The 24,532-nt window shown below is 72.1% G+C and carries 23 protein-coding genes; 13 read left to right on the top strand and 10 right to left on the bottom strand.

Annotation, left to right across the window (positions count from 1 at the left end; all coding sequences use genetic code 11):
* Nucleotides 1–8: 8 nt before the first annotated feature.
* Nucleotides 9–368: an NADH-quinone oxidoreductase subunit A gene (locus AB0Q96_RS01980; protein ID WP_019888619.1), complete on the bottom strand. Its 360-nt coding sequence runs from the start codon at nt 366–368 to the stop codon at nt 9–11.
* A gap of 671 nt (nt 369–1,039) precedes the next feature.
* Here AB0Q96_RS01980 and AB0Q96_RS01975 point away from each other — a divergent pair.
* Nucleotides 1,040–1,876 (top strand): C40 family peptidase, encoded by an 837-nt coding sequence (locus tag AB0Q96_RS01975; RefSeq protein WP_365321077.1) that lies wholly within the window; start codon nt 1,040–1,042, stop codon nt 1,874–1,876.
* Nucleotides 1,877–1,951: 75 nt separating this feature from the next.
* On the opposite strand, the gene AB0Q96_RS01970 is transcribed toward AB0Q96_RS01975, so the two are convergent.
* Complete coding sequence (locus AB0Q96_RS01970; RefSeq protein WP_365321076.1) at nt 1,952–2,821, bottom strand: NAD(P)-binding domain-containing protein; 870 nt, start codon at nt 2,819–2,821, stop codon at nt 1,952–1,954.
* Between the two features lie 103 nt (nt 2,822–2,924).
* On the opposite strand from AB0Q96_RS01970, the gene AB0Q96_RS01965 reads away from it, so the two are divergent.
* Nucleotides 2,925–3,905, top strand: coding sequence for a helix-turn-helix domain-containing protein (locus AB0Q96_RS01965; RefSeq protein WP_365321075.1), 981 nt, complete (start codon nt 2,925–2,927; stop codon nt 3,903–3,905).
* On the opposite strand, the gene AB0Q96_RS01960 is transcribed toward AB0Q96_RS01965, so the two are convergent.
* On the bottom strand, nt 3,871–5,157 hold the full coding sequence (locus AB0Q96_RS01960) for a geranylgeranyl reductase family protein (protein WP_365321074.1): 1,287 nt from the start codon (nt 5,155–5,157) through the stop codon (nt 3,871–3,873). The two genes, AB0Q96_RS01965 and AB0Q96_RS01960, sit on opposite strands and share 35 nt — an antisense overlap.
* Before the next feature lie 115 nt (nt 5,158–5,272).
* On the opposite strand from AB0Q96_RS01960, the gene AB0Q96_RS01955 reads away from it, so the two are divergent.
* Together AB0Q96_RS01955 and AB0Q96_RS01950 are read left to right on the top strand one after the other, a co-directional pair.
* A complete protein-coding gene (locus AB0Q96_RS01955; RefSeq protein WP_365321073.1) occupies nt 5,273–6,016 on the top strand; it encodes a peptidase inhibitor family I36 protein in 744 nt (247 codons plus the stop codon).
* On the top strand, nt 6,013–7,404 hold the full coding sequence (locus AB0Q96_RS01950; protein ID WP_365321072.1) for a phosphodiester glycosidase family protein: 1,392 nt from the start codon (nt 6,013–6,015) through the stop codon (nt 7,402–7,404). The genes AB0Q96_RS01955 and AB0Q96_RS01950 overlap by 4 nt, the downstream gene beginning before the upstream one ends.
* 30 nt (nt 7,405–7,434) lie before the next feature.
* Here AB0Q96_RS01950 and AB0Q96_RS01945 read toward each other — a convergent pair whose 3' ends face one another.
* From AB0Q96_RS01945 to mqnC, 3 genes are all read right to left on the bottom strand, one after another.
* On the bottom strand, nt 7,435–8,130 hold the full coding sequence (locus AB0Q96_RS01945) for a demethylmenaquinone methyltransferase (RefSeq protein WP_365321071.1): 696 nt from the start codon (nt 8,128–8,130) through the stop codon (nt 7,435–7,437).
* A 103-nt stretch (nt 8,131–8,233) separates the two neighbouring features.
* Complete coding sequence (locus tag AB0Q96_RS01940; protein ID WP_365321070.1) at nt 8,234–8,833, bottom strand: hypothetical protein; 600 nt, start codon at nt 8,831–8,833, stop codon at nt 8,234–8,236.
* An 11-nt stretch (nt 8,834–8,844) separates the two neighbouring features.
* Nucleotides 8,845–10,044 (bottom strand): cyclic dehypoxanthinyl futalosine synthase, encoded by a 1,200-nt coding sequence (mqnC, locus tag AB0Q96_RS01935; protein WP_365321069.1) that lies wholly within the window; start codon nt 10,042–10,044, stop codon nt 8,845–8,847.
* Nucleotides 10,045–10,224: 180 nt separating this feature from the next.
* On the opposite strand from mqnC, the gene AB0Q96_RS01930 reads away from it, so the two are divergent.
* The gene (locus AB0Q96_RS01930) at nt 10,225–11,307 is read left to right on the top strand and encodes an alpha/beta hydrolase-fold protein (RefSeq protein WP_365321068.1); all 1,083 of its coding nucleotides are present in this window, start codon (nt 10,225–10,227) and stop codon (nt 11,305–11,307) included.
* A 19-nt stretch (nt 11,308–11,326) separates the two neighbouring features.
* Here AB0Q96_RS01930 and AB0Q96_RS01925 read toward each other — a convergent pair whose 3' ends face one another.
* Nucleotides 11,327–12,196, bottom strand: a complete 870-nt coding sequence (locus tag AB0Q96_RS01925; RefSeq protein ID WP_365321067.1) for a menaquinone biosynthesis protein — start codon at nt 12,194–12,196, stop codon at nt 11,327–11,329.
* A gap of 318 nt (nt 12,197–12,514) precedes the next feature.
* Between AB0Q96_RS01925 and AB0Q96_RS01920 the strand changes: the two genes are divergently transcribed.
* The 8 genes from AB0Q96_RS01920 (at nt 12,515) to AB0Q96_RS01885 (ending at nt 22,614) form a co-directional block, all read left to right on the top strand.
* Nucleotides 12,515–12,718 (top strand): cold-shock protein, encoded by a 204-nt coding sequence (locus AB0Q96_RS01920; RefSeq protein WP_351648532.1) that lies wholly within the window; start codon nt 12,515–12,517, stop codon nt 12,716–12,718.
* Nucleotides 12,719–12,958: 240 nt separating this feature from the next.
* Entirely contained in the window at nt 12,959–16,348 is a 3,390-nt protein-coding gene (locus AB0Q96_RS01915) for a hypothetical protein (protein ID WP_365321066.1), read from the top strand.
* 132 nt (nt 16,349–16,480) lie between these two features.
* Nucleotides 16,481–18,598 carry a serine/threonine-protein kinase gene (locus AB0Q96_RS01910; protein ID WP_365321065.1) on the top strand — a complete coding sequence of 706 codons (2,118 nt, stop codon included), beginning with the start codon at nt 16,481–16,483 and terminating at the stop codon, nt 18,596–18,598.
* Nucleotides 18,599–18,693: 95 nt separating this feature from the next.
* Nucleotides 18,694–19,137 (top strand): hypothetical protein, encoded by a 444-nt coding sequence (locus tag AB0Q96_RS01905; protein ID WP_365321064.1) that lies wholly within the window; start codon nt 18,694–18,696, stop codon nt 19,135–19,137.
* The gene (locus AB0Q96_RS01900; protein WP_365321063.1) at nt 19,137–21,197 is read left to right on the top strand and encodes a DUF6571 family protein; all 2,061 of its coding nucleotides are present in this window, start codon (nt 19,137–19,139) and stop codon (nt 21,195–21,197) included. The genes AB0Q96_RS01905 and AB0Q96_RS01900 overlap by 1 nt, the downstream gene beginning before the upstream one ends.
* Complete coding sequence (locus AB0Q96_RS01895; RefSeq protein ID WP_365321062.1) at nt 21,194–21,703, top strand: hypothetical protein; 510 nt, start codon at nt 21,194–21,196, stop codon at nt 21,701–21,703. The genes AB0Q96_RS01900 and AB0Q96_RS01895 overlap by 4 nt, the downstream gene beginning before the upstream one ends.
* 92 nt (nt 21,704–21,795) lie before the next feature.
* Nucleotides 21,796–22,302 carry a DUF664 domain-containing protein gene (locus AB0Q96_RS01890; protein WP_365321061.1) on the top strand — a complete coding sequence of 169 codons (507 nt, stop codon included), beginning with the start codon at nt 21,796–21,798 and terminating at the stop codon, nt 22,300–22,302.
* Between the two features lie 84 nt (nt 22,303–22,386).
* On the top strand, nt 22,387–22,614 hold the full coding sequence (locus tag AB0Q96_RS01885) for a hypothetical protein (protein WP_365321060.1): 228 nt from the start codon (nt 22,387–22,389) through the stop codon (nt 22,612–22,614).
* A 113-nt stretch (nt 22,615–22,727) separates the two neighbouring features.
* Here the strand turns inward: AB0Q96_RS01885 and AB0Q96_RS01880 are convergent, their stop codons facing one another.
* The 3 genes from AB0Q96_RS01880 to AB0Q96_RS01870 form a co-directional block, all read right to left on the bottom strand.
* A complete protein-coding gene (locus AB0Q96_RS01880; RefSeq protein ID WP_365321059.1) occupies nt 22,728–22,994 on the bottom strand; it encodes a hypothetical protein in 267 nt (88 codons plus the stop codon).
* Nucleotides 22,991–23,857: an isocitrate lyase/phosphoenolpyruvate mutase family protein gene (locus tag AB0Q96_RS01875; RefSeq protein ID WP_365321058.1), complete on the bottom strand. Its 867-nt coding sequence runs from the start codon at nt 23,855–23,857 to the stop codon at nt 22,991–22,993. Before AB0Q96_RS01875 ends, AB0Q96_RS01880 begins: the two co-directional genes overlap by 4 nt.
* 189 nt (nt 23,858–24,046) lie before the next feature.
* Nucleotides 24,047–24,463, bottom strand: a complete 417-nt coding sequence (locus AB0Q96_RS01870) for an ATP-binding protein (protein ID WP_365321057.1) — start codon at nt 24,461–24,463, stop codon at nt 24,047–24,049.
* Nucleotides 24,464–24,532: the final 69 nt, after the last annotated feature.

The raw sequence follows: 24,532 nt of genomic DNA, 5'->3' as shown, positions 1-24,532 counted from the left end.
TCAGCCCCTCAGTCCCATTCCAGGCCGCCGCGCCGCCACACGTAGGCGTAGGCGACGAAGACGGTGAGCACGAAGAGCAGCATCTCCACGAGCCCGAAAAGCCCCAGGGCGTCGAAGGTGACGGCCCAGGGGTAGAGGAAGACGATCTCGATGTCGAAGACGATGAAGAGCATCGCCGTCAGGTAGTACTTGATCGGGAAGCGGCCGCCTCCGGCCGGAGTGGGCGTCGGTTCGATGCCGCACTCGTAGGCCTCAAGTTTTGCCCTGTTGTACCGCTTTGGCCCGATTAGCGTGGCCATGACCACGGAGAAGATCGCAAACCCCGCACCCAGGGCACCGAGCACGAGGACGGGCGCGTACGCATTCACGCTCCTCGCTCCTTCCAGTCGTCCTTGACCGTTGGACCGCACGGTCGGGCCGAGCCCCGGCACGGAAGATCGCTCCCATGTGAGGCAGTTCACAAGCCCGACTGCCCCGCATCTTAAGCCCGCCCCTCTGTGATCTGCGACACGGGGTACAGCAAGGACTTTGTGATCTCCACCACCTGACGAAGGATCATGAAGTCGGATGAGCGGTGATCTTGCCACTCGAAGCGCCCAGGTGATCACCAGATGTGACATCCGGACCGGAAATCGCTGGTCGGAGGGGGTGGCGCTCTATCAAGAGTTGGGCGATACAAGCAAATTGGCAGCGAGACGCGTACGGGTGATAAAGGAACCGGCCATCGCCCGGTCGAGGGGTCCGGCGTACCGCGGTGGACGTGTGCACGCGTTCACGAGGCCGGATGTGACCTGCGCCACATCGGGAACCAGCCGCGAAGAACGGGGCTTGGCCATCGAGGTGAAGAGGTGGTAAGTGACGGGCAATTCGGACTTTTCATTGAAAACACATGATCAAGGCCCGATTGGAGCGTGCCCGTTTTGCCCGTTACGGCGTCAATAAGGGCGCCAGAGAAGCGGATTCAAGGGTTCCGAACGTAACTGTGGCGCAACCCACGTTTCTTGAAGGGAACCGTGAAGCCCTGATAGCGGTTGTACCCATGTCCCACACCGCTCACATACCCAGCCACCGGAAGCCCCGCCGCAGCGGCTCGAAGATGGCGTTCCGCGCCGGAGTTGCCGGTGGCGTCTTCAGCACCCTCGCGGTGGCCGGCGCCGCTGCCCCGGCGAACGCCGAGACGGTGACCGAGACGACCCTCGAGATGCCCACCCTGGGCTCCCTCGACGCCGACCTCGCCAGCGCTGTCTCCGCCTCCGCCGAGGCGACCCAGCAGGAGGCCCTCGACCAGAGCCTCGCCGCCCAGGAGGACGCCGCCCTCAAGAAGGCCGCCGCCCAGGCCAAGAAGGCCAAGGCCGAGGCCGACCGCAAGGCCGAGGCGGAGAAGGCCGAGAAGGCCCGCGCCGAGGCCCAGGAGCGCGCCTCCCGCAGCGAGAGCCGCACCCAGCTCTCCGCGAAGTCCTCGTCCGGCTCCTCCGACGCCGTCAGCGGCCGCTCCTCCGGCGAGACCACGCAGGTCGCCACCGGCTCCGCCGCCGCGATCGTGGCCTTCGCCCGCGCCCAGATCGGCGACGCCTACGTCATGGGCGGCACCGGCCCCAACTCGTGGGACTGCTCGGGCCTCGTCCAGGCCGCCTACCGCCAGGCCGGCATCGACCTGCCGCGCATCTCCGGCGACCAGTCGAGCCGCGGCACCTCCGTCTCGCTGAGCAACCTCCAGCCGGGCGACATCCTCTACTGGGGCAGCCGCAGCGGCTCGTACCACGTCGCCATCTACGTCGGCGGCGGCAAGTACGTCGGCGCGCAGAACCCGTCGACCGGTGTCGTCGAGCGCTCCCTCGACTGGGACACCCCGTCCGGCGCCGTGCGCATCCTCTGATCGCACCACCGCACGCGTGAAGGGCCGTCACTCCTCGGGGGAGCGACGGCCCTTCGTTCTGTACCTTTCCGGACGTTACTTCCGGAATATCTCGATCATCCGGGCGTAGCTGTCCCCGCCGTGTCCGGCCGCCACCATCTCCTTCATCATCTCCAGGTGCAGCCGGGGCAGCCGGCCGTCGACGCCGCGCGCCTCACCGGCGTGCAGCAGATGCGCGACCGACGCCACGTGCACGTCGAGGGTCGCGTCGTCGCCGGGGTACTCCCCCGCGTCGATCTGCTCGGCGTACGTCGTCATGAACCAGGCCATGGTGCTCAGCGAGCGCACCGCCACCGCCGTGAACTCCCTGGCGGACACCCCGTCGGCCCCGGTGACCGCGGTGGCGTGCAGCCAGCCGCCGAAGATCGACCACATCAGGCCCAGCACACCGGCGTCGTAGAGCGAGGCGAGCCCCGCGTCCTCGCCCAGGTCCACCGGGTCGGCGAGGAGCTCCAGGACCTCCCGGTGCTTCGCCAGCAGGCCCGGACCGCCCGCGTAGAGCACCATGTTGGAGCGGTCGCCGATGCCGGGCGGCGTGGTCATGATGCCGCCGTCCAGGTAGCCGATGCCGTGCCCGGCGGCCCAGGCGGCCTCCTCGCGGGCCTGCTCGGGCGAGCCGGAGGTCAGGTTGACCACGGTCCGGCCGCGCAGTTCCGCGGCGACGGGGCCCAGGAGCGAGCGGACGGCGGGGTAGTCGAGGACGCAGACCACGACGAGTTCGCCCGCCGCGACCGCCTCGGCGACGGTGGCGGCGAGGACGGCGCCGCGCCCGACGAGCGGGGCGGCCTTGCCGGGGGTGCGGTTGAAGACGGTGGTGGGGTGGCCGGCGTCGAGGAAGGCGCCCGCGAGGGCGGCGCCCATCTGCCCGAGGCCGATGACGGTCACTGGAGTGCGCTTCGTGCTCATGGCTCCACGCTCGCAGCGCGGGGACGGCGCCGACAGCGGCGGAACCGACGCCCTGCGCACGGTTCCTGCCACGGTGTCGGTCCCCTCGCGTACGGTCGTCCGCATGAGCGCTGGAACGATCGCCGTCGTCCTCGTCCCCGACGAGCGGGGCCGGATCTCCCCGTACGACCTGTACGAACTGTCCACCGTGTCGATGGTGTTCGGGATGCCGCACACGGACCTGACCGACGAGCCCTGGTACGAGCTGCGGGTGGTCGGACCGGCCCCGTACGGGACGCACGGCCTGGACGCCCTGGCCGGCGCGGACACCGTGGTCGTGCCGTCGGTGCCGGACGCGGTGGTCGAGGGACGCCAGGAGCTGCCCCCGGAGCTGGTCGCCGCGGTGCGCGCGGCGGCGGACGCCGGGGCGCGGACGGTGTCGATGTGCAGCGGCGCGTTCGCGCTGGCCGCCGCCGGGCTGCTCGACGGGCGCCGGGCCACCCTGCACCGGGCGTACGCGGCGGAGCTGGCCGCCCGTCACCCGCGGGTGACGGTGGACCCGTCGGTGCTCTACACCGACGAGGGGCGGGTGCTGACCGGCGCGGGCGCCGCGGCCGGCCTGGACCTGTGCCTGCACCTGGTGCGCAAGGACCTCGGGGCGGCCGTCGCGGGCGCGCTCGCCGACCGTCTGGTCGTGGCGCCGCACCGCTCCGGCGACCGGCCCCAGTCCGTCGGGGCGCCGCTCCCGGCCGCCGCCGAGGCGGACACCCTCGGCCCGGCGCTCCAGTGGGCCCTGGAGCGGCTGGACGAGCCGCTGACGGTGGACCGGCTGGCCCGCCGGGCGCGGATGAGCGCGCGCACCTTCCACCGCAGGGTGCGCGAGGTGCACGGAACCACCCCGCTCCAGTGGCTCCTGGAGCAGCGGGTGGCGCGCGCGCAGACGCTCCTGGAGGCGACGGACCTGCCCGTGGAGCGGATCGGCGAGCAGAGCGGCCTGGGCTCGGCGGCGAACCTGCGCCGCCATTTCACCCGGACGGTCGGGGTCTCCCCGACCGCCTACCGGCGCTCGTTCACGCCTTCGGGGCCACCTTCGAGAGCCCGTTGATGATGCGGTCCATCGCGTCGCCGCCGGTCGGGTCGGTGAGGTTGGCGAGCATCTTCAGCGTGAACTTCATCAGGAGCGGGTGGCTCAGGCCGCGCTGGGTCGCGATCTTCATGATCTTCGGGTTGCCGATGAGCTTCACGAAGGCGCGGCCCAGCGTGTAGTAGCCGCCGTAGGTGTCCTTGAGGATCTTCGGGTAGTTGTGCAGGGCCAGTTCGCGCTGGGCGGGGGTGGCCCGGGCGTGCGCCTGGACGATGACGTCGGCCGCGATCTGGCCGGACTCCATGGCGTACGCGATGCCCTCGCCGTTGAACGGGTTGACCAGGCCGCCGGCGTCGCCGACGAGCAGCAGGCCCTTGGTGTAGTGCGGCTGACGGTTGAAGGCCATCGGCAGGGCGGCGCCGCGGATGGGCGTGGTCATGTTGTCCGGGGTGAAGCCCCACTCCTCGGGCATCGAGGCGCACCAGGCCTTGAGGACCTCGCGCCAGTCGAGCTCCTTGAAGGCGGAGGAGGAGTCGAGGATGCCGAGGCCGACGTTGGAGGTGCCGTCGCCCATGCCGAAGATCCAGCCGTAGCCGGGCAGCAGCCGGTCCTGCGCGCCGCGCCGGTCCCACAGCTCCAGCCAGGACTCCAGGTAGTCGTCCTCGTGCCGCGGGCTGGTGAAGTACGTGCGCACGGCGACGCCCATCGGGCGGTCCTCGCGCCGGTGCAGGCCCATCGCGAGGGACAGCCGGGTGGAGTTGCCGTCGGCGGCGACGACCAGCGGGGCGTGGAAGGTGACTTCGCGCTTGTCCTCGCCCAGCTTGGCGTGGACGCCGGTGATCCGGCCGGTGCGGTCGTCGACGATCGGGGCGCCGACGTTGCAGCGCTCGTAGAGCCGGGCGCCGGCCTTCTGGGCCTGGCGGGCGAGCTGCTCGTCGAAGTCGTCGCGCTTGCGGACCAGTCCGTAGTCCGGGTAGGAGGCCAGGTCGGGCCAGTCGAGCTGGAGCCGGACGCCGCCGCCGATGATCCGCAGGCCCTTGTTGCGGAGCCAGCCGGCCTCTTCGGAGATGTCGATGCCCATGGCGACGAGCTGCTTGGTCGCGCGCGGGGTGAGGCCGTCGCCGCAGACCTTCTCGCGCGGGAACGCGGTCTTCTCCAGGAGCAGGACGTCGAGTCCGGCCTTGGCCAGGTAGTACGCGGTGGTCGAGCCGGCCGGGCCGGCCCCGACGACGATCACGTCTGCGCTGTGCTCGGAGAGGGGCTGCTCGGTCACGGCGGATTCTCCCGGAGACTCGACGGTGGAGGGCGGTACGGACGTACCGGGGCAGTCTATGGGGGACCGGAAAGGACTGGCCGGAGGGCTACCCCTCACTGCATGATCACTCCCCGTGACCCTTACTCGCACACACATACGACGGGGCTCGCTGGTCACAGCGGTCCTCGCCCTGCTCAGCGCGGCGTTCCTGGTACTGCCCGCCAGTGCCGAGCCCGCCCCCTTCGACGACTGCCCCGCCGACACGCTCTGCCTGTACGGCGGCACCGGCGGCACCGGCGAGCGCCGCGACTTCAGCGCCGCGCAGAGCCTGGAGGGCTACGACGCAGCCTGGGACGGCAGGACGCTCTCCGCGAAGAACAACACGGCGCTGTGGAGCTGCGTCTACGTCGACGCGCACTACGGCGGGCGGCTCCAGACCATCAAGCCGGGCAACTCCGACGAGTACGCGACCGACCCGTACTTCAACGGCACCATCAGCTCCCACAAGCTGGTCCCGTCCCGCGCCCACTGCTTCACCGGCTACGAGCGCTGCCCCGACAACCGGGTCTGCACCTTCACCGAGGACCGCGGGCGCGGCGCGATGACCGTCCACCTCCCCGCGACCGACCCCGCGACCAAGAACTACGGCGACAGCTACGGCCCCGAGACGGCGCCCAAGTCGGTGTTCAACCGCACCCGCAAGCACGTCTGCTTCTACCCGGAGCCCACCTACTCCGGCACCTGGACCGACCCGGTCGACCAGAGGAAGTACGGCGCGTACGTCGTGCTGCGCGGCGACAGCACCACCGTGCCCGCCCCGTACACCGGCACCTTCCGCTCGCACGAGCTCGTCAACGGAACCTCGGAGTGCCAGTGACCAGGAACCAGCGCCCCCTGGCGGCCCTCGCCGCCGTCGCCGCCGCCCTCACCCTGACCACCTCGGCCACGGCCGCGCCCGCCGCCGAGGAGCCGCCCAGCCCGCTCGCCCTCAACTGGACCAAGTCCGACCCGGTCACCGTCGCCGCCGGCGTCACCCGCACCACGTGGACCGAGCGGAACCTCGACAACCGGACCGCGCCCCGCGTCCTCCAGGTCGTCGAGATCGACCCGGCCCTGTCCGCGCTCACCCTCGGCAGCACCGTCGGCCGCACCGACGCCGCCCCCGAGGCGCTCCCCGACCAGCTGGCCACGGTCTCCTCCGTCGCCGCCCGACACCCGTACGCGGGCACCAACGGCGGCCTGTTCCAGCTGGAGCCCGCCGCGGCCGGGACCACCGAGCGGAACGCGGTGCACACCAGCGCCACGGCCACCGACGGCGTGCTGCACAGCGCCAGTTGCTGGACCGGCGGGCAGGGCAGCAACGGAGCGGTGATCCAGTACGGCATCCCGTACATCACCAAGCTGCTGACCGACCTGAAGCTGACCGGGCCGACCGGCGAGAGCATCCGCCTCGACGACGTGAACCGCAGCCCCGGCCGGGTCGCGCACTGCGCGCGGGACGCCGAGGACACCCGGGTGACCGTCAGCCCGTCCGTCTACACCGACCCCGACGAGATCGTCCTGTTCACCGACGACTACGGGACGCCCACGCCCAAGCCGGGCATCGACCCCACCGTCCCGGCCACCTCCGACCCCGGGTTCGAGGTCGTCCTCGACGCGAACGGCGTCGTCACCGACGCCCACCCGGGCCGCGGCGGCACCACCGTCCCGGCCGGCGGCCGGGTCCTCCAGGGGATCGGCAGCGGCGCCGACTGGCTGCGCACCCGCCTGGTCCGCGACGACCGGGCCTCCGTCGAGCAGAAGCTGCGCGACGTGACGCTCGGCCGGGACATCCCGCTGGACGCCTCCGTCGACGTGGTGAGCTCGTTCCACCGGCTCCTGACGAGCGGTTCGATCCCCGCCGAGCTGCCCAACTCGTGCTCCGACACGACGAAGCCGGGCAAGGACCCCGCGATCCTCATCTGCACGGACTCGCGCACCTCGCTCGCCACGAACATCAAGGGCAACCCGGTGCTCGTCACCCTCACCGCGAAGGACGGCGAGGACGGCGACTACCTGCGCACCTTCGCCGCGCTCCTCGACTCCAAGGAGCTCGCTCTGGTCGACGCCCTCAACCTCGACGGCGGCGGCTCGACCACCCTCATGGCGGGCACCCAGCTGCTCACGCCGCCCACGGACACCGTGGGCGGCGTGAAGGTGCACCGGAAGGTGGCGGACGCCGTGTACGCGGGCGTCGGCGGCTACGGCATGTACGCCAAGCCGTAGCCCGCCGGGCCGTCAGGGCCGCTCCGGCCGCTACGCGTCCTTGAACCCGCGGTGCATCGCGACGATCCCGCCGGTCAGGTTCCGCCAGGCCACCTTGGACCAGCCGGCCTTCTGCATCATGCCCGCGAGGGCCGGCTGGTCGGGCCAGGAGCGGATGGACTCGGCGAGGTACACGTACGCGTCGGGGTTGGAGGAGACGGCCCGCGCCACCGGCGGCAGCGCGCGCATCAGGTACTCCTCGTACACCGTGCGGAACGGCGCCCAGGTGGCGTGCGAGAACTCGCAGATGACGACCCGGCCGCCGGGCTTCGTCACCCGGTACAGCTCGCGCAGCGCCTGGTCGGTGTCCTGGATGTTGCGCAGCCCGAAGGAGATGGTGACGGCGTCGAAGACGTCGTCGCGGAACGGCAGCTTCGTGCCGTCGCCCGCGGTGAACGGCATCCACGGGTGGTTGTTCTTGCCGACCCGCAGCATCCCCAGGGAGAAGTCGCAGGGCACCACGTACGCCCCGGCGCGCGCGAACGGCTGCGAGGAGGTCGCGGTGCCGGCGGCCAGGTCCAGGATCTTCTGGGCGGGCCGCGCGTCGACCGCCTTGGCGACCTCCTTGCGCCAGCGCCGGTCCTGGCCGAGCGACAGGACGTCGTTGGTGAGGTCGTAGTTCGCCGCCACGTCGTCGAACATCGAGGCGACTTCGTGCGGCTGCTTGTCCAGGGTGGCGCGGGTCACTGGCGTTCGCCTCACTTGGTTCGTACTGCGGGCTTGGTTCGTGCGGTGGGCCTGGGGGCCGACGTTACGCCCGCATTGTCGCAGGGGGCGGCGGCCACGGCGGTCAGCGGGCCCGGTAGACCAGACGGCCCGCGATGACCGTGGCCACGCAGGTGGCGGGCCCCAGACGGACGAGCGCCGCCCGGTCGGGCACGTCGAACACGGCGAAGCGGGCCGGGCCGCCCGGCGTGAGCCGCGGCAGCAGCACCATCGGCCTCGGCGCGAGGGACGGCGGCCCCGGCAGGTTCGGCGGGCGCTGCCCCACGGCGAGCCCGGCCCGGCGCACCGCGTCCTGCGCGCCCCGGCCGCGGAGCTCCCCGCCGACGGCGACCGTGCCGTGCGCGAGCAGCCGCTGCACCCCGCGGCGCGCGGAGGCGCCCCGGCGGGCCGGGTTCGCCTCGAAGATCTCGTGCGCCCGCTCCCCCATGATCGGCTCGGTGCCGAAGGTCTCGGCCTCGCGCGGGTCCGGGTGGTAGGTCGCTTCGAGCAGCTCGGGGCCGTACGGGTTGAGCAGCCCGGGGGTGAGGATGCCGGGCCAGCGGCGCAGCCGGGCGTCCTGGTTGGCGTCGGCGAGTTCCTCGTACGTGCCGACGGCCGCGACGAGCGGGCCGTCGACGAGGACGGCGAACTCGGGTGAGGCGTCGGCGGCGTGCAGCGTCAGCATCGGTGCCGTTCTCAGTTGGCGTCGAGGAGCTTCAGCTCGGGGTGGGCCGTGCCGCCCTCGATCGCGATGGACGAGATGTGGGAGGCCACGCGCTCGTCGACCGGGTCGTTCGCCGGGTCGTCGTGGACGACCAGGTGCTCGTAGGTGGTCGAGCGCTGCGCGGGGACGCGGTCCGCGGTGCGGATCATGTCGATCATCTCGCGCAGGTTGGAGCGGTGCTTGGCGCCGGCCGAGGAGACGACGTTCTCCTCCAGCATGATCGAGCCGAGGTCGTCGGCGCCGTAGTGCAGGGTGAGCTGCCCGATCTCCTTGCCCGTGGTGAGCCACGAGCCCTGGATGTGCGCCACGTTGTCGAGGAAGAGGCGCGCGATGGCGATCATGCGCAGGTACTCGAAGAGGGTCGCCTGCGTACGGCCCTTCAGGTGGTTGTTCTCGGGCTGGTACGTGTAGGGGATGAAGGCGCGGAAGCCGCCGGTGCGGTCCTGGAGGTCGCGGATCATCCGCAGGTGCTCGATGCGCTCGGCGTTGGTCTCGCCGGTGCCCATGAGCATCGTGGAGGTGGACTCGACGCCCAGCCCGTGGGCGATCCCCATGATCTCCAGCCAGCGCTCGCCGCTCTCCTTGAGCGGGGCGATGGCCTTGCGGGGGCGCTCCGGGAGCAGCTCGGCGCCGGCGCCCGCGAAGGAGTCCAGGCCGGCCGCGTGGATGCGGGTGATGGCCTCCTCGACGGAGACCTTGGAGATGCGGGCCATGTGCTCGACCTCGGAGGCGCCGAGGGAGTGGATGACCAGCTGCGGGTACCCGGCCTTGATCGCGGCGAAGTGCTGCTCGTAGTACTCGACGCCGAAGTCGGGGTGGTGGCCGCCCTGGAACATGATCTGGGTGCCGCCGAGCTCCACGGTCTCCGCGCAGCGGCGCAGGATGTCGTCGAGGTCGCGGGTCCAGCCCTTCTTGGTGTCCTTGGGGGCCGCGTAGAACGCGCAGAACTTGCACGCCGTCACACAGACGTTCGTGTAGTTGATGTTGCGCTCGATGATGTACGTGGCGATGTGCTCGGTCCCCGCGTAACGCCGGCGGCGCACGGCGTCGGCGGCGGCGCCGAGGGCGTGCAGCGGCGCCGATCGGTACAGGTCGAGCGCCTCCTCGGGGGTGATCCGGCCACCGGCGGCGGCACGGTCGAGAACGGACTGGAGTGCGGCCTTCTCGGTCACCGGGTGTCCCTTTCGGAGGCTGCGCACGCGCGGGCGGGCGCGTACTGGACGGACCGCGCCAGCCTACGCCAGCACCTCCGGCCGGATTCGTGCCGGTCCCGAGCCAACCGATCGGGTCCCGGATCCCTCTCCTCTTCCGGAATCCGCCGTATGACCCGAAACGCACTCGGAGACCCCGTCATGACACGTCCCCGCCGCCTCCACCGCAGCCTCGCGGCCGCCCTCGCCCTCGGGACCACGCTGGCCGCGGTCGCCGGCTGCTCCTCGGACAAGGGCGACCCGGTCTCCTTCGACACCCCCCACAACGGCAAGCCCCAGCAGGCCGCCGTGCACACGCCGGGCGGGAAGAACGGGGGGACGAAGGGGAACCACGCCCCCGTCACCGTCTTCCCCACCGGGCCCCGGGCGGAGTTCACCGACGCCAACACCGTCGAGGACGGCACGAAGATCGGGGTCACCGAGCTCCAGGGCGCGAAGTCCGGCTTCACCGGCAAGGTGTGGGTGTGGGCGCCGAAGCAGTATTTCGACCCGAAGTACGCGAACAGCGGCTTTCCGGTCCTGATCTCGCTGCCCGGCGGCGTCGGCTATCCGACGAATTACTGGATGGGCACCGACCTCAAACTCCAGTCGAGCATCGCGCGCTGGTCCGAGGAGGGAAAGAGCCTGCCGTTCATCGTGGTGATGCCCGTCCTCAACCCGGACGACAAGCACTATTACGACGGCAGTGATATTCCGGACCAGCCGCGAATGGGCACGTGGCTGACCGAGGACGTGCCGGATTTCGTCCGGGCCAATTTCCGTACCTTCAAGTCGCGGGACGGCTGGGCCTTCATGGGCTCGTCCTCGGGCGGCTTCGTGGGCCTGAAGTCGGTGCTCCAGAAGCCGGACAAGTTCAAGGGCGTCATCGCCTCCGGGCCGGACCTGGTCCCGGACTCCCCGCTGTGGCAGGGGCACGAGCGGGAGCGCCGGGCGAACGACCCGGGCCGGCTGGCCGCGGCGCTCGGCCGGAAGCCGGACACCAAGGACAACGAGCTCTTCCTGGCGTTCCAGCTGGGCACCAAGGAGACCCGCCTCTCCCCGAAGGTGCGGGCCTTCATCAAGCAGTACACGAAGGGCCCGATCAAGTCCCACCTGGAGATCATCCAGAACGGCGGGCACAACGCGCTGAGCTACATCCGGGGCATGGACGAGGGGTCGATCGCCTGGCTGAGCCGCCAGATGCAGGGCCCGATCGCGGGCCCCGCCACCGCCCCCTCGTCGTAGCGCCGGGGAGCCCGGGGCCCTAGCGGGCCGGTTCGAGCAGTTCCACGCGTACGTCCGCGGGGAAACCGGTCGTCGGGCCGGTCCTGCGGGCGAACTCGCGGACGCCGGCGAGCTGCTCGGGCCCGAAGCGGAAGTCGAGGGTCCGGAAGTACCGCTCCAGGAGCTCCGCGTCGAACGCCTCCCAGCGGGCCGCCTGCTCGGCCACCTTCGCGACCTCCTCCAAGGAGAGGTCGCGGGAGGCCAGGAAGGCCCGGTGCACGTCGCGGACGGTCTCCGGCTCGCGGGCCAGGAAGTCCTTGCGGGCCGCCCACACGGCGAAGACGAACGGCAGCCCCGTCCAGTCCTTCCACATCATCCCCAGGTCGTGGACCTGGAGCCCCAGCCGCGGCGCCTCGTGCAGGGAGGCCCGCAGCGCGGCGTCGCCGATCAGTACGGCCGCGTCCGCCTCCTGCATCATCAGGCCGAGGTCCGGCGGACACGTGTAGTAGTCCGGCCGCACGCCGTACCGCTCGGCCAGCAGCAGCTGCGCCAGGCGCACGGAGGTGCGCGAGGTGGAGCCGAGCGCCACCCGCGCCCCGTCCAGCTGGTCCAGGGGCCGCTGCGAGACGATCACGCAGGACATCACGGGCCCGTCGCAGCCGACGGCGATGTCCGGCAGGGCGACCAGGTCGTCCGCGTTGCGGAGGTACTCGACGAGGGTGATCGGGCCGATGTCGAGGTCGCCCCGCACCAGCTGCTCGCTGAGCTTCTCCGGGGAGTCCTTCGTCAGCTCCAGATCGAGGAGCGTTCCGGTGCGTGCCAGGCCCCAGTAGAGGGGCAGGCAGTTCAGGAACTGGATGTGCCCGACCCGGGGCCGGCTGCGCTGGTGGTCATCGGTTGCATTGTCCACATCGCGAGGCTAGCCCCGTCTCGTACGGTGGACGTCGCCGGGGCACGGAAGGGGCTCGTGTCGGGCTCGCGTCGGACATCAGTCCGAACCCCTGAGGGGCTTCCGCGTCAGCACATCGAAGGCGCGTCAAACATGCGGGTGACGTGATCTTTCCCTCTACCGCTTCGACCACGCTGCGTGCTACGCTCAACGCAAGTTGCAGTTTGGTTTCCCTTGCAGTACAGAGCCTGCGGAGCATGTAACCCGCAGGCTTTTGTAGTTTTCAGACTTGGTTGCAGGTTCTGGAGCAGGGCGACCCTTTGGCCCATAGGAGGGCTCATGGCTACCGGAACCGTGAAGTGGTTCAACGCTGAAAAGGGCTTCGGCTTTATTGCCCAGGAAGGCGGCGGCCCGGATGTCTTCGTCCACTACTCCGCGATCAACGCCGCTGGTTTCCGCTCCCTCGAGGAGAACCAGCAGGTGAACTTCGACGTCACCCAGGGCCCCAAGGGCCCGCAGGCGGAGAACGTCACCCCGGTCTAAGGACCCCCGGGTCGACGATCGCGATCCTCTAGAGCTGTACCCAAGGAGCCCCGCTCCGTGCGCGACGAGCGCACGAGCGGGGCTCCTGCCGTTCCGGCGCACGGCCCGCCCCGGTTTATCCGGGATCTCGCGAAACCGTTCGATTAGGATCACCCGATCCGGGGGGTGACCGGGGGGCTCGGCGGCGCGTGGACGCGGCCGGGCGTGGTCTCCTCCCGCGTTCGAGGAGGGGATCCATCCATGCGTCACACTCCGCGCGCGCTCTCGCGCGCCGCACTCGCCACCGCCACGGTCCTGGCCGCCACGACCGGCCTGACCGGCGTCGCCACCGCCGAGGACCCGGACCCGCTGCCGTCCACCGAGGGGGTGGTGTTCCCGGATCCGGGGCGGTTCGCGCCGCGGGGCGACACCGTCCTCAGCGCCGGTGCCACCGGGTTCCTGCACCGTCCGGAGAAGGGCGGCCCGGTCTGGACGGACTACGCCACGGGCACCGACACCCCGCGCGACTCCACCACGGACACCGCCCACTCCGGTCTCCAGGCGGCCGCGTACACGTCCACCGACGGCGACAGGGTCCTGATCGACGACCTCGCCACGGGCGCGAAGGTCCAGGTGTCCGTGCCCTCGGGCCAGGAGTGGACCAGCGCGTACAACGCCGACACCATCCTCACGTCCGCGAAGGCGGCCGACGGCCGGATCACCGGGCTGTTCCTGCGCACCTCGGCCGACGGGAAGGTCACCGAGCGGCCGGTGACCGGTCTCGGCGGGGCCACCGAGCTGCGGGTCCGCGTCCAGGACACCCGAGGGGCCCTCCTGAACGCCCGGGCGACGCCCGGCGGGGCGGACACCTCGTACCTCCTGGACTACGCGACCGCCACGCTCACCCCCACCCTCGACGCGCGCGACGCCTACACGGGCCTGGGCGCCGGCCGGGTCGTGGTGCCCGCCGGTAGCGCCGAGGTCCGGACCGTCCGCCGGGACGACCCCGCGGCGGCGCCGGTGACCACACCGCTGCCGCCGGCCGGCCCGCACGAGGCCTCGTGGGGACGGCACGCGGTGATCGGCGACTGGATCCTCACGCACCGCGAGCTGCGCTCCGGGCTCGAAGGGGCCGTGGGCGGCACGCTGTACGCCGTCCCCGTCGGCGGCGGAACCGCGCGTGAGCTGCTGCCCGCCGCGACGGGCCCGCTGACCCTGGCCCGCGACGGCGGCGTCGTCGCCGTCGGCGGCAGCGGCGCGAGCGACTGGGGCGTGCACCGGATCACCCTCGACGAGCGCGGGGAGCCGCGGATCGCCGAGGTGCGCGACCTGCCGCGGCTGCCCGCGGGCTACTCCGGGCTCGACGTCGCCGGCGGCCGGGTGCACTATCTCGCCGACAGCGGTCCGACGGCGGGCCTGTACGAGGCGGACGTCGACGCCCCGGCCACGGTGCGGCGGCTGGGCGAGTCCTCCGGCGCGGAAGGGCTGCGGGGTCTCGGCGACGGACGGAGCGCCTATCTCCACGGCAGCTCCGCGGTCTCGCCCGCCGGCGACGGCACCGCACGCCGGGTGACCTTCCCGTCCGCGACCCGGCTGGCCGACGCCGCCGGCCGCTTCGTGATCACCGAGCACGAGGACAAGCAGTACGTCGGCGACCTGGGCGAGCGCCCCGGGGACGGGGCGAAGGTGCTGATCACCCAGCCCCGTGCCGCCGCCGCGGTCTGGGGCACCACCCTCTGGACGCCCGCCGCGACCCCCGGCAAGCTCAAGCCGTACGACCTCGTCGGGAAGTGGAACAGCGCCGACGTCGACCTGGGCACCGGATGCGCGCCCACCGAGCTCCAGGCCGTGCGGACCTGGATCTACTGGGCCTGCGGGCCCGAGGGCAAGGCCGGGGTGTTCAACCGGTGGGGGGCCACGAACGTGTCCGTCCCGGTGGGCGAGGCCGTGCTCGGCGAAGGGTTCCTCGTGCGGCGCGACAACGCGGCCGGGAAGCTGATGCTGACCGACGCGCGCACCGGCAGGACCAGCGCCCTCGCCGACGTCCCCGTGCTCCACCCCGGCTCGGGCCGCTGGAAGGACTGGGCGGTCGACAAGTACGGCGGCGGTGTCGCGTACGTGGACGAGCGCGGCCGGATCCACGTCGTGCCCACCGGCGTCGCCCCGCAGGACGTCACCCTGACGCACGCCACCGTCGACCCCTACCTCAACATCGAGTCCACGTCCGTGGAGAGCCGCACCTGGGACGCCCGGTGGCGGCTCTCCCGCCCGGTCGCGCAGTGGAAGGTGGAGATCCGCAACCGCTACTCCGGGAAGCTGGTGCGGACGCTCGCCGGTGAGGGCGGCCCCGCCGCCCTCGTCAGCACCCGGTGGAACGGCCGGGACGACGCGGGCCGCGGGGTCGCCCCGACCACGTACGGCTACCGCCTCCTGGTCGCCCCCTGGAAGGGCGACGCCTTCGTCCCCGTGCCCGAGGCGTACGGCACGTTCGATGCCAGGAACACCGTCCTGACCACGCTGCCCGGCCGCTACCTGCCGCTTCCGCCCCAGCGGATCCTGGACACCCGCACCGGCCTCGGCGCGCCCAAGGCCAAGATCCGGCCGTGGAAGAACGTCGACCTCCAGGTCGGGGGCGTCGGCGGGGTCCCGGCCCACGGGGTCACGAGCGTCGTGCTGAACATGACCGTCACCAACGCCGCCAAGCCCGGCGACCTCATGGTGACGCCGTCCCTCGACGACTACTCGACCGGCTCACAGCTCAACTTCACCGCCGGGCAGACCACCTCCAACCTCGTGGTCGTCCCCGTCGTCGACGGCAAGGTACGGATCTTCGCCAACACCGCCGGCACGTCCGACCTGGTGGCCGACGTCTCCGGCTACTACACCGAGGACACCGGAAGCGCCGCCGGCACCCCCGGCTCCGGCTTCCGGCCGCTCACGCCGACCCGCTTCATGGACACCCGCTCCGGCACCGGCGTGCCCCGGGCCAAGATCGGCCCCGGCGGTACGGCCCGGCTCCAGGTGACCGGTGCCCGGGGCGTCCCGGCGGACGGGGTCACGGCCGTCGTCATGAACGTGACGGCGACCAACGCCACCTCGTCGACCTTCGTCACCGCCTACCCGGACGGCACCGCCCGCCCGAACACGTCCAGCGTGAACGTCCCGGCGGGCCGGACCGTCGCCGGCACGGTGATCGTCCCGGTCGTCGGCGGCAAGGTCGCCTTCACCAACCGGTTCGGCTCGCTGGACCTCGTCGGCGACGTCGTCGGCTACTACACGAGCGGTGCGGGCACCACCTTCACCGGCATGACGAACCGCCGCTTCATGGACACCCGCACCGGCAAGGGCGTCCGCAAGGGCACCGTCGGGCCCGGCCAGTCCGTGACGCTGCCGGTCGCGGGCGTCGGCATGGTCCCGGCGGGGATCAAGGCCGTCGTCCTCAACGTCACCGCGACCCAGCCGACGCGGACCGGCTTCGTCTCGGTCCACCCGTCCGGGCAGCCGCGCACCAGCGCGTCCAGCCTGAACTTCCGGGCCGGGCAGACCGTGCCGAACATGGTCGTCGTCCCCGTCGTCGACGGCAAGGTGACCTTCTACAACCACTCCGGCACCGTGCACCTGATCGCCGACGTGCAGGGCTGGTTCGCGTAAGGAAAACGTGACGATCGGTGCCCCTGGAAACCAAGTGGGCGCCCGAGGCGTCCACTTGACGCGTACTCATCTAATCTGAGCGCGTTCGGCGGACCACGGGGCAGCGTCACGACCAGGGGGAGTCAGACCGGCATGAGCGGCGAGAAGGGCAAGCGCGACAAGGGCGGCAGCGGCATGGAGCCGCTCGCCGTCGGCGATCCGCGGCTGATCGGGCCGTACCGGCTCCTCGGGCGGCTCGGCTCCGGCGGCATGGGCCGGGTGTTCCTGGCCCGCTCCGAGGGCGGCCGGACCGTGGCCGTGAAGGTCGTGCACGAGGAGCACGCCCAGGACCCGCAGTTCCGGGCGCGCTTCCGGCGCGAGATCGAGGCGGTACGGAAGGTCGGCGAGCACTTCACCGCGCCGGTCCTCGACGCCGACCCCGAGGCCGAACGCCCGTGGGTGGCCACCGGGTTCGTCCCGGGGCCCTCCCTGGAGCAGGTCGTACGGGAACACGGCCCGCTGCCCGCCGACTCGCTCCTCGCGCTGGCCGGCGGGCTGCTCCGCGCGCTCCAGGGCATCCACGGGGCGGGGATCCTGCACCGCGACCTCAAGCCGTCCAACGTGATGCTCACCGTCGAGGGCCCCAAGGTCATCGACTTCGGCATCGCGCGCGCCCTGGAGCCCTCCGTCGAGTCGCTGCTGACCAGCACCGGCATGGTGGTGGGCTCCCCCGGGTTCATGGCGCCCGAGCAGGTCCGGGGCGAGTCCCTGGGCCCGGCCGCCGACGTCTTCGCGCTCGGCTGCGTCCTGATGTACGCGGCCACCGGGCGCCTGCCGTTCGGCCACGGGGCCAGCAACCAGCACGCGATCATGTTCCAGATCGTGGAGGCCGAACCGGAACTCGACCGCATCGCGTCCGAGCCGCTGCGCGCCTTCGTCGGCCGCTGCCTCATCAAGGACCCGACGGGCCGCCCCGGCATCGAGACCCTCCTCGCCGACCCCGCGCTGACCGGCGGGGACGGGGAGGGCCAGGAGGCCGGGGAGGGCGCGGCGGACGGAAAGGCCGGAGCCGCCCAGGCCGCCGGAGAGGCCGGGGACGCCGGAGGTGCCGACGCCGCCCAGGCGCCCGGGGCCGCCACGCCGCCCAAGCCCGCCCCCGCGCCCTGGGAGGACGCCCTCTCGGGCGGTGCCTGGCTGCCGGCCGTGCTCGTCGCGCGGCTGGCGCGGCAGGCGGCGCGGCTGCTCGATGTGGAGGCGCTGTCCGAGGAGCTGGCCCAGGAGGCCAGGGAGGCCCAGGAGGCCAAGGAGGCGGCTGCCGGGGCGTCCGACACCGGGACGCTCGGGCTGCGCCCGCAGGCCGGCGCGGACGCCGCTCCCCCGCCGGCCACGCCCGTGCCCGCCGCCCGCGAGCCGCGCCGCGCGTCGCGGGTCTGGGCCGTCGTGGCCGCCGTCTTCGTGGTCCTCGGGATCAGCGGCACCGTCGTCCGGCTCATCGACAACGACCCGGCCCAGCGGGACGTCCAGGGCGCGCCCGGCACGAGCAGCAGCGCGCCTCCCGCCACCGCCTCGGGCGGTCCGTCGAGCGGGGCCCCGTCGGCGGGGCCGAGCAGCGGCGGTCCGGCCCCGACGAAGGCCGTGCCCCCGCCGGGCGTGGCCGACGCGGGCGGCGCGGGCGCGGCGGGTGCGGCGGGCGCGGGCGCGGGCGGGGCCGTCGGCGGCGGTTCGGTCTCCGGCGGTGCGGGCGGCGGCGGCGCGGGCGGGGCCGCGGGCGGGGCCGTGGGCGGCTCCTCCGGCGGTACGGGCCCCACCGGCGGCGGCGGGTCCTCGACCAGCGGCTCCGGCGGCTCGTCCGGCGGCACGACGTCCAGGCCGCCCGCCACCACCGCCCCCAAGCCGAAGCCGAAGCCCCCGGCCACCACCGACAACCGCGTCCCGTCGGCCTTCGTCGGCACCTGGAAGTACACGGCCCAGTTCAACATCGACCAGCCGGGGACCGTGTACATCTACCGGGTCGCCCCCGGCCAGATCGCCGCCAAGATGGTCAGCGACTCGCAGAGCGGGTTCCACTGCGAGTACGTCGCGAAGCTGAGCTCGATCTCCGACGGCGGCAGCCGGATCAACCTCGGGACCGGGGTCATCGACCGGGCCCGCTCGCACAGCCTCTGCCAGAACGCCGATCCCTCCTACTTCGCACTCGCCACCCCGACGGGTCTGCGGCATGACGTGGGACCCGCCCACGGCGAGGGCTATCACTACGAGAGGGCCGGCTGAGGCAACGTTCCCGACCGCAATAGGCTCGGTCCGCTCACGTCGGTACGCCGTGCGACCGCACGCCGTACACCGGTACTTGAAACCACGGGGGTCTTGTGTCATTCGAGGACGAATGGGCCGGCATCAGGTCGGCCGCGCAGGAGGACCGGGCGGCGATGCGGCTCGCCCATGTCGACGTCGACGGGGACAACGGCCCGTCGCAGGACGGGGATCTGCGCGTCGGGCAGACGGACCTGGCGGCCGTCGGCGACGCCGCCTTCACGCTGCACACGCGGCTCGCCGCCGAGGGCGGCCACGCGAACGTCAGCACGCGGGAGGCGGGCACGGCGATGGCGGCCCAGTTCGCGCTCGGCGCGGCCCTCACCACCGTGGCCGACAAGTGGCGGGAGCAGGTGGACACGCTGCTCGACGCGTGCGCCCACATCTCCAACCACCTGGAGTACACGCGGAAGACGCACGCGGACGACGAGCAGTGGATCGCCACCCGGTTCAAGTACGAGCAGCTCGACAAGGGCTTCGAGGAGAGGACGGGCCACTGATGGACTTCGAGGCACTCAGGTCCGCCGACTTCTCGAAGCTGGGGACGGCCGTCGGCGACTGGGACGCGATGGTGAAGAAGCTGCGGGAGCTGGAGGCGGACGCCCGTGACGACCTCGGCGGGAAGGCGCGGAAGGCCGACTGGAAGGGCGTGAACGCCACCGTCACGCGCGACTTCATCGGCAAGACGGCCAGGGAGTTCGGCGACGCCGCCACCCAGGCGGCCAGCATCACCGCCATCCTGCGCGACACCCTCGGCGAGCTCCAGGGCTTCAAGAAGCAGCTGGAGGACACCCTCACCCAGGCGCTCGCCCGGAACCTGACGGTGATCGGCTCGGGCGGCGGCGGCTTCACCGTCACCATGAACATCCACCCGGACCGGGCCGCCAAGGGCACCACGGTGCCGGGGCACACGGAGGCGGACGCGATCGGTCTGCGCGACGAGGTGCAGAAGATCCTCCAGCAGGCCACCGAGAGCGACACGACCGCGGCGGCGGCGCTGCCGATGCTGGTCGGCCAGACCCCGTTCGGCTTCTCGGACGCCGCCTACTACGACCGGGACCGGGCCGCGCTGGCGATGAAGGAGGCCGAGCGGATCGCGAACCTCCTCAAGACCAAGGGCGACGACCTGACGCCCGCGGAGTTCGACCAGCTCAACCGGGATCTGGCGGCGTACAAGGACGACCGGCTGTTCCAGGAGAAGCTGGCCACCGTGCTCGGTCCGCGCGGGGTCCTCGACTTCTGGGCGGACCTCTCCGACCCGTCCGACGGCGGCGGCCTCATGCGCGCCCGCTTCGACCAGATGGGCGAGTTCCAGCAGAACCTGTCGCTGGTCCTGGCCGGCGCGACCCAGTCGGACAGCCCCGCGATGCGCACGTGGGAGAACGACATGGTGAAGCTGGGCGACGCGAAGATCCACACCCGGGCCGGCGACATCCACGGCTTCCAGCTGATCAGCAATCTGCTGCGCACCGGCGACTGGGACGACCGCTTCCTCAACGAGTACGGCAACGCGCTCGTCGCCAAGGAGAAGGAGATGAAGCTGCCGGACCGCTACTGGACCGGCGGCCCCGCGACCCTGCCGATGACGAACTTCATCGGCGAGGACTTCGGGCGCGACCCGATGACCGGCTTCATGAAGGCGCTGGCCGCCAGCCCGGACGCGGCCACCCAGTTCTTCAGCACCACCGAGCCGAACGACAACGCGAAGTACGTGCTCGGCGACCGGCACACCTTCGACGACACCCCGCACCTCCGCAAGGACGGCAACTCGGCCTGGGACGCGACCGGCGCCGCGCTGGCCGCCGCCGCGACCGGCACGAACCCGAACGACCCGACCTCCCCGCAGGTCGACCTCACCCCGGAGCACCGGCAGGTCCTGGACCGCTCGCTGCAGTACCTGTCGGAGCGCGGCGACGACATGCCGTCCGAGCTGCGTGACGACATGGCGAAGGTGCTGTCCCGGCACAGCGACTCCGTGCACTACACGGCGAGCTCGCTGTCCGACGACGCCGACCCGCGCCAGCTGGACCGCAAGCAGCTCTTGGAGGTCACGAAGCAGATCTCCCGGGACCAGGACGCGTACGGCGTCCTGAACGACGCCATGAACCGGGAGATCCTCAACGACATCACCACGGACCACCCGAGCGACCCGAAGGAGACCCTCCAGCGCGGCGGCGCCACGGTCGGCTTCCTCGAAGAGGCCCGCTACCAGGCCCTGAAGACCGACAAGGAGGACCCGTCGTGGAAGGCCAAGTGGCTGTACCACGGCTTCGGCGGGGCGGTGAACTTCATCCCGAAGGTGGGTGACCTGGCCCAGCGCGGCGTGGACGCCCTGGCCTACCAGTGGCAGCTGGACGAGCAGGCGCGCATCGACAAGGGCATCCAGGAGCAGAACGGCAAGACGTTCATGTTCCGGGAGAACCAGCTGCGGACCCTGGCGGAGGAGTGGGCGAAGGCCAACCCGAGCAGCGCCAACAACGCGTACACCCTGGAGAACGAGATCAACCTGTCCGCCCTGAACGGCAACAACCGCGCCAAGGGACTGGCGGGCGATCAGTGAGGCGAGGGACGCCGGCGGCCCTGGTGCTGCTGGCCGCGCTCGCGGCGGCGGGCTGCGCGAAGGGGGCGGAGCCGAAGCAGCCGGAGCTTCCGGCGGCGCTGTGCGGGGTGCCGGTCGCCGCGGACGTGCTGCGGCCGGTCCTCGTGCCGGGCGGCACGGTGGCCACCTCGGGGGTGGACGGCCGGTGCGGGGTGGAGGTGGACGGCCGGCAGGTCCTGAGCCTGCAGAGCGCGACGCAGCCGCCGACGCGGGACTACCGGGCCACCTGGGACTGGCAGATGCCGCACGGCACGCCGGTGCCGATCGGGGACGAGGGCCGGGCCGTCGACACCCTCGTGGGCGCCGCGCAGAAGTGCGCGGTGGGCGGCCGGCAGCAGGTGTTCGTCGCCTCGGTGGAACGCTTCTCCACGAAGGGCGGCGACCCGGCGGCCCGCAAGGCGGCGCTGACCCGCCTCATGGGCGCCTGGTTCCCGGCGGCGCGGAAGGCGGCGGGCTGCGCGCCCTGACGTGGTCCGGCCGGGCGCCGTCCGGGTGAATTCCGCCCGTCCGGCGCCGGTCGGGGCCGGGACGGACGCCGCCGGACCGGAAGTCTGGCCCCATGAAAAGCGCCGACCTGCTCCTTGACGCGTTCGCCCGGATCCAGGAGACCGTGCACCAGGCCGTCGAGGGCCTGTCGGAGGACGATCTGACCGTACGGGTCGACGCCGACGCCAACTCGATCGCCTGGCTCGTGTGGCACCTGACCCGCATCCAGGACGACCACGTCGCCGACGCGTTCGGCACGGAGCAGATCTGGCACAGCGAGGGCTGGGCGACCCGTTTCGCCCTGCCCTTCCCCGAGGCGGACACCGGCTACGGGCACACCCGGGAGCAGGTCGCCGCCGTCCGCGTCCCCGGGACCCTGCTCCTCGCCTACTACGACGCCGTCCACCTCCACACGCTCGCCCACGTCGGCTCGGTCACCAACGCGGAGCTCGACCGGATCGTCGACACCCGCTGGGATCCGGCGGTGACCCTGGGTGTCCGGCTGGTCAGCGTGCTCACGGACGACAACCAGCATGCCGGGCAGGCGTCCTACGTGCGCGGAATGGTCGAACGGCGCTGACGGCGCGCGCACCGCCGCCGCGCGCTCTTCCCTCTCCAGGGTCACGTTCCGTGACCGATGGGGTCCGGTGTCCGTTGGCCGGGCATGAACCTCACCTCGATCCCCCGCGCGATCGCCGCCGCCGTGACCCTGACCGGCGCGGCCTTCGGCCTGGTCGCCCAGTCGGCGCACGCCGCCACCCCCGCGGCCCCCGCGGCCCCCGCGGCTCCCGCCGCCGACGCCTCCGCCTCCGCCGTCACGCACCACCTCGCGGACGGGCCGGAGCCGGTCGAGGTCGGCGAGGACGGCAAGCCGGACCTGACGGAGGACTGAGCCCGCACGACGCGACGGAACGGCCGGACACCACGAGGGAGGTGCCCGGCCGTTCGCGTGCCGCCGGCTGCCGTCGGCTGTCGCGGGTCGCCGCCGGTGGCCGCCGGTCGCCGTCAGTCGCCGTCGGGGGTGCCGACCGCTCCCATCAGGGCCTGGATCGCGTCGACCGCGCTGCCGTCGTGGTCGCTGCCGACGGTGCCGCTGCTGCCGTACTGGAAGTTGGCGGCCCGGTCGACCTCCAGGATCGAGTCGGCCTGGGAGTTGTCGATGACGGTGACCAGGCTGCCGCCCGCGGCGGCGGGCGCGGCGGCCGCCGCGAGGAGGACGGCGGCCAGACCGAGCACCCTGGCCGGACGTGCCCCGCGCGGGCGGGGGATCACACGCCCACCCGCTCGGGAGCGTCGTGGTGGCGGGCGATGTTCCGCTCCAGGAGCCGGGTGGAGGCGGCGACGCCGATCCCCTCGACGGCGTCGAAGGTGGGGAGCCGTCCGTCGGCGCGCTTCAGCTCGGAGAGGGCCGAGTCCATGGCCCGGTGCGCGGCGAACAGGCAGGGGGTGCTGTAGATCGCCACGTCGACGCCCAGCTCGGAGAGCTCGCCGAGCGACAGCCGGGGGGACTTGCCGCCGGCGATCTGGTTGAAGAGCAGCGGCTTGTCGCCGACGACCTCGCGGATGCGCTGGATCCACTCCACGCTCCGTACGCCGTCGACGAGGACGACGTCCGCGTCGGTGGCGGCGAGGCTCTTCGCCCGGTTCAGGATGTCCTCCTCGTCCGTGGCGTCCGTACGGGCCACCACGACCAGGTCCCGCCGGGTCGCCAGCACCATCTCCAGCTTGGTCAGGTACTCGTCCAGCGGCAGCACCTGCTTCCCGTCCGCGTGTCCGCACCGCCGGGGCCGCTTCTGGTCCTCCAGGATGACCCCGGACGCCCCGATCCGCTCCAGCCGCTCGACGACGTGGCAGGCCACCTCGGGGTCCACGTAGCCGTCGTCGATGTCCACCAGCAGGTGCTGCTTCGGGAACGCGCCGCGCAGCCGCTCCACGAAGGCGACCATGTCCGGCCACGCGATGAACCCGATGTCCGGCAGCCCGTAGTACGAGGCGGCGAAGCCGAACCCGGACACGAACATCCCGTCGTAGTGGTCGGCGGCGACCGACGCCGAGTACATGTCGTACACGCCGATCAGGGGCGTCGTGCCGGGTTCGGTGATCTGTTGGCGCAGTCGGTTTCCGTAGCTGGTCAACGCCTGACTCCTGGTCGTCTCGGGGTTCTCGGGGAACACGAAAGGGGCCTGGGGACGCCACAACGCGACACGGCGTCCCTTTGCCAAAACCAGATGATTTCCTGAGAGTTCGGGGAAGATCCCCATAGCCTCGCTTTACTCACTCTCCAGGCGTAGCGCTTTCACCACAGAAACGTCACCGCTTCCGCCTCAGGTGTCGACCGTCGCCCACACCGTCTTGCCGACGGTGCGGCTCTTCACCCCCCACGCCGTCGCCAGCGCGCCCACCAGGTGCAGCCCGTAGCCGTGCTCGTCGGGGTACGGGTCGGGCGCCGGCTCGCGTTCGCCCCGGGCGTCCGACACCTCCACCCGCACGTGGTCCACGGCCAGCGTCAGCCGTAACTCGAAGTCCCGCCCCGACACGCGCCCATGCGTCACCGCGTTGCTCGCCAACTCGGCCACCACCAGCTCCGCCGCGTCGGTCCTCGTCACGCCCCAGTCGAGCAACTGCTGCACCGCCAGCAGACGCGCCAGGCGTGCGCCCCGGCGCGTTGCCGAGAAGCGTTGCGCGAACTCGCCACCCGACTCACCGGTTGGGGTGGTCGCGGAGGTCTTTTCCGTCTTCATGGCCCCCAGCGTGGGCCCACAGCCCTACGCTCACCAGGGGCGACACCACGACGCTGAGTAGCGGTACTA

Origin of the sequence: Streptomyces sp. NPDC093111 (genome assembly GCF_040683955.1) — a bacterium.
In the GTDB taxonomy this organism is placed as follows: domain Bacteria; phylum Actinomycetota; class Actinomycetes; order Streptomycetales; family Streptomycetaceae; genus Streptomyces.
The sequence above is the reverse complement of the archived record's forward strand: the minus strand, read 5'-3'. Positions and strand labels throughout refer to the sequence as shown.

Excerpts from the sequence above, each read along its gene's own strand:
- AB0Q96_RS01915 (WP_365321066.1), top strand. The coding sequence starts at position 12,959 with ATGCGTCACACTCCGCGCGCGCTCTCGCGCGCCGCACTCGCCACCGCC.
- AB0Q96_RS01890 (WP_365321061.1), top strand. The coding sequence starts at position 21,796 with ATGAAAAGCGCCGACCTGCTCCTTGACGCGTTCGCCCGGATCCAGGAG.
- AB0Q96_RS01940 (WP_365321070.1), bottom strand. The coding sequence starts at position 8,833 with ATGCTGACGCTGCACGCCGCCGACGCCTCACCCGAGTTCGCCGTCCTC.
- AB0Q96_RS01870 (WP_365321057.1), bottom strand. The coding sequence starts at position 24,463 with ATGAAGACGGAAAAGACCTCCGCGACCACCCCAACCGGTGAGTCGGGT.
- AB0Q96_RS01970 (WP_365321076.1), bottom strand. The coding sequence starts at position 2,821 with ATGAGCACGAAGCGCACTCCAGTGACCGTCATCGGCCTCGGGCAGATG.
- AB0Q96_RS01975 (WP_365321077.1), top strand. The coding sequence starts at position 1,040 with ATGTCCCACACCGCTCACATACCCAGCCACCGGAAGCCCCGCCGCAGC.
- AB0Q96_RS01910 (WP_365321065.1), top strand. The coding sequence starts at position 16,481 with ATGAGCGGCGAGAAGGGCAAGCGCGACAAGGGCGGCAGCGGCATGGAG.
- AB0Q96_RS01965 (WP_365321075.1), top strand. The coding sequence starts at position 2,925 with ATGAGCGCTGGAACGATCGCCGTCGTCCTCGTCCCCGACGAGCGGGGC.
- AB0Q96_RS01885 (WP_365321060.1), top strand. The coding sequence starts at position 22,387 with ATGAACCTCACCTCGATCCCCCGCGCGATCGCCGCCGCCGTGACCCTG.
- AB0Q96_RS01930 (WP_365321068.1), top strand. The coding sequence starts at position 10,225 with ATGACACGTCCCCGCCGCCTCCACCGCAGCCTCGCGGCCGCCCTCGCC.
- AB0Q96_RS01920 (WP_351648532.1), top strand. The coding sequence starts at position 12,515 with ATGGCTACCGGAACCGTGAAGTGGTTCAACGCTGAAAAGGGCTTCGGC.
- AB0Q96_RS01900 (WP_365321063.1), top strand. The coding sequence starts at position 19,137 with ATGGACTTCGAGGCACTCAGGTCCGCCGACTTCTCGAAGCTGGGGACG.